We start from the raw sequence: 3,110 nt of genomic DNA, 5'->3' as shown, positions 1-3,110 counted from the left end.
GTGCAGATCGGTGTATGGCAGCAGGGCCAGGTAGCGGGCGCGCTTGATAGCGGTGTCAACTTGACGCTGGTAGTGCGCCTTGGTGCCGGTCAGGCGTGCTGGCATGATCTTGCCGTTTTCCTGGATGAAGTCTTTCAGGGTGTCTACATCTTTGTAGTCCACTTGCTCAACGCCAGCGGCGGTGAAGCGGCAGAACTTCTTGCGCTTGAACAGAGGGTTTTGCTGCTTGCGCTTTTCTTTCAGCTTGAGCTTGTTTTTGTCGAACTTTTTACCGAATGCCATTTTAGGCTCCTGTATCTAAAAATTGCACCGTCTCAGACGGTACGAAAATCAATGATGTGAAATACCAGGGTTCTGCTATTGCGGTTTTTCTTGGCCAGGAATCCGGTGAACTCATAGATGCCGCCGAGGGTCGCTTCACTGAACCGTTTGCTGATATCGCCTGCCGCAACGGCGGGGATCTCAAACTCGGCCAGTCTGGCGATGCCTGCCTCCATCTGTTGCGAACTGTGCTGCAATACTGCATTCACAATCGGCAGACCGGCCGGGGTGTAGCGGACGCTGTCCCGTTCGGTGATGAGGGCAATGACTCGTAGCTGGTTCAGACCTTCTTCCTGATCAGGACTTAGGCCGCTGCAGGAGCTGCTGGTGCTTCGGCGCGATGGCTCTTGGCCGCGTCTTCACGCTGAACCGACTTCATCATTGGCGAAGGAGCGGTTTCCGCTTTCTTCATCTTGACGGTCAGGTGACGCAGCACGGCATCATTGAATTTGAATGCGGTTTCCAGTTCGACCAGAGTCTCGTTGTCGCACTCGATGTTCATGCAGATGTAGTGTGCCTTGGCCAGCTTCTGGATCGAGTACGCCATTTGACGGCGGCCCCAATCTTCCACGCGGTGCACGTTACCGCCGCGCGAGGTCACGCTGGTCTTGTAACGTTCGATCATCGCGGGCACTTGCTCGCTTTGGTCCGGATGGACGATAAATACGATTTCGTAGTGACGCATGTAAACTCCCTTAAGGACTGTGAAAATAGCCCACCCTGGCGTCAAGACAGGTGTGGGAAGAGGTAAGCCCGCAAATATACCACTTTTTCCCAGCCAGCTCAAGCACCTCCCTGCTTTGCCTCAAGCCTGGCTGGCCGGCGAACAGGCATGCTGGGGCATTTTTCTTCCCTGATGTGCAGGCAGTCATCGACTGGAATGAGCAATATTGTTTTCGCGACACGAATGGAGCGCACAACAGGGAAATGATTTATACGATGTTCCAGACTGGATGAAGCCACTGCCTTCCGATCCGCATCTCAAGATCGGGGCTTGCTCCGCGTGCGCTTCGGTGCGATTGACGATGAAACACTGGCCCTGCGCCACACCGCCACAGATCGCCAGCCACAGCAGCTCGGCATTGCGCTGGTGCAGGAAAAGACGCCGGCGTCGGCGCTGTCAGTTGCCGGGCTGCCCCTCAGGTAAGGAAGGAATTCGCACCGGCTGGCGCGAGAGGATGCCGATCACGAACGCCACGCCCGTCACAAACCAGATCAGGGACGCGACCACATCAAACGTGGTCACATGCGAAGGGAATTTGATCACGGACGGTACCAGCAGCAGGCCGCGGAGCAGGCAGACGGCGGCGATCGTGCCTTGCGCCTGCGGGACAAACGGCAACCAGCGCAGGCGGCGCGCACCAGTGCCAGCCAGTGCGTACAGGGAGCATAACAGCATCAGTCCGCCGATCACCACCGAACCAAGCGGCGCCAGCGCAGTGCCGCCGCGCGCCGAGGCGACCACGGCAGGCGGCGCCTGGAAGAACGCGTACCACTCCGCTCCCAACAGAGGTGCCAGGAAATGAATCAGTGCGCCGAACAGCGCAATACCAGCAGCGAGCAAGAAAGCATAGCGTCCCATCCCGTCCTCCGAGCATTGTCGTTTCGACATTAAGCCGAAATTTTTCTCAGGATGCAACAATTTTGCTTGCATTATGGTCCACACTGTACAAAAATACAGACTGTCTATATCCACAGCACACGTACCATGATCAAGCTCACAGCACGTCAAGAACAAATCCTCAATCTGATCAGGGACGCGATCGACAACACCGGCTTCCCGCCGACCCGCGCGGAGATCGCCGCGGAACTCGGCTTCAAGTCCGCCAACGCTGCCGAAGAACACCTGAAAGCCCTGCAGCGCAAGGGCGCCATCGAGATCACTGCCGGCACCTCGCGCGGCATCCGTCTGACCGGCAGCTTCGGCGCCGCAGCATCGGGCACCGGTGCGGCAAGCAGCGCAGCAACCAGCTCGCGCCGCGCCACCGTCCATACTGACGACGACGCCCTGCCCCAGGTACCCGCCGGCATGCTGGTTTCATTGCCGCTGATCGGCCGCGTGGCCGCAGGCTCGCCTATCCTGGCGCAGGAAAATCTGGAAACCAGCTACAACGTTGACCCCAACCTGTTCTCGTCCAAGCCCGACTTCCTGCTGAAAGTACGCGGCGAATCGATGCGCGACATCGGCATCATGGACGGCGACCTGCTGGCGGTGAAGAAGACCGACAGCGCCCGCAACGGCCAGATCGTGGTCGCGCGCATCGGCAATGAAGTGACGGTAAAGCGCTACCGCAAATCCGGCTCCACCGTCGAACTGCTGCCGGAAAACCCGGACTTCAAGGTCATCACCGTCACGCCGGAAGACGACTTCGCGCTGGAAGGCCTGGCCGTGGGCCTGATGAGGACCTGGCACTAATGATCCAGCTGTACGGGAACTGCGAGTCCGGCCACAGCTACAAGGTCAAGCTGCTACTGGAAGTGGCGGGCGTGCCGCACGAGTACCAAGAGATCGAYCTGCGCCTGGCGCGGGCCGATCGCCCGGAGCCCTTCCGCAGCCTGGCCAAATACTGCGAAGTGCCCTTGCTGGTCCACGACGGCAAACCGTACGTGCAATCGAACGCCATCCTGCTGCACATGGCCGAACATCTCGGCGCATGGGGCGGCGAATCGAAGGAACGCCTGGAACGCTGCCGCGAATGGCTGTTCTGGGAAGCCAACCGCATCGGCTTCTCCATGGCCCACCTGCGCTATGGCCAGAAGTTTGACGATGCCGGTGCCTATGCAGGCAC

At 59.1% G+C, this 3,110-nt stretch carries 6 protein-coding genes; 2 read left to right on the top strand and 4 right to left on the bottom strand.

Going from position 1 to position 3,110, the window contains the following annotated elements; all coding sequences use genetic code 11:
- From rpsR to AB4Z11_RS27770, 4 genes are all read right to left on the bottom strand, one after another.
- The coding region (gene rpsR, locus AB4Z11_RS27785; RefSeq protein WP_442029069.1) for a 30S ribosomal protein S18 at positions 1-282 on the bottom strand (282 nt) is incomplete at its 3' end.
- A 32-nt stretch (positions 283-314) separates the two neighbouring features.
- Positions 315-605: a primosomal replication protein N gene (gene priB, locus AB4Z11_RS27780; protein ID WP_442029070.1), complete on the bottom strand. Its 291-nt coding sequence runs from the start codon at positions 603-605 to the stop codon at positions 315-317.
- 20 nt (positions 606-625) lie between these two features.
- Entirely contained in the window at positions 626-1,006 is a 381-nt protein-coding gene (gene rpsF, locus AB4Z11_RS27775) for a 30S ribosomal protein S6 (protein WP_130311009.1), read from the bottom strand.
- Between the two features lie 435 nt (positions 1,007-1,441).
- The gene (locus tag AB4Z11_RS27770) at positions 1,442-1,903 is read right to left on the bottom strand and encodes a hypothetical protein (RefSeq protein WP_442029068.1); all 462 of its coding nucleotides are present in this window, start codon (positions 1,901-1,903) and stop codon (positions 1,442-1,444) included.
- A gap of 126 nt (positions 1,904-2,029) precedes the next feature.
- On the opposite strand from AB4Z11_RS27770, the gene lexA reads away from it, so the two are divergent.
- Both lexA and AB4Z11_RS27760 read left to right on the top strand, forming a co-directional pair.
- A complete protein-coding gene (gene lexA / locus AB4Z11_RS27765; protein ID WP_442029067.1) occupies positions 2,030-2,737 on the top strand; it encodes a transcriptional repressor LexA in 708 nt (235 codons plus the stop codon).
- Positions 2,737-3,110, top strand: a 374-nt coding sequence (locus AB4Z11_RS27760) for a glutathione S-transferase N-terminal domain-containing protein (protein ID WP_442029066.1), incomplete at its 3' end; no start/stop codon positions are given. The genes lexA and AB4Z11_RS27760, both read left to right, overlap by 1 nt.

It is taken from the genome of Pseudoduganella sp. RAF53_2 (assembly GCF_052113985.1).
Taxonomy (GTDB): domain Bacteria; phylum Pseudomonadota; class Gammaproteobacteria; order Burkholderiales; family Burkholderiaceae_D; genus Rugamonas.
This window is presented reverse-complemented; position numbering and strand designations above follow the sequence as displayed.

Coding starts and splice junctions, on each gene's coding strand:
- rpsF (WP_130311009.1), bottom strand. CDS start 1,006: ATGCGTCACTACGAAATCGTATTTATCGTCCATCCGGACCAAAGCGAG.
- AB4Z11_RS27770 (WP_442029068.1), bottom strand. CDS start 1,903: ATGGGACGCTATGCTTTCTTGCTCGCTGCTGGTATTGCGCTGTTCGGC.
- lexA (WP_442029067.1), top strand. CDS start 2,030: ATGATCAAGCTCACAGCACGTCAAGAACAAATCCTCAATCTGATCAGG.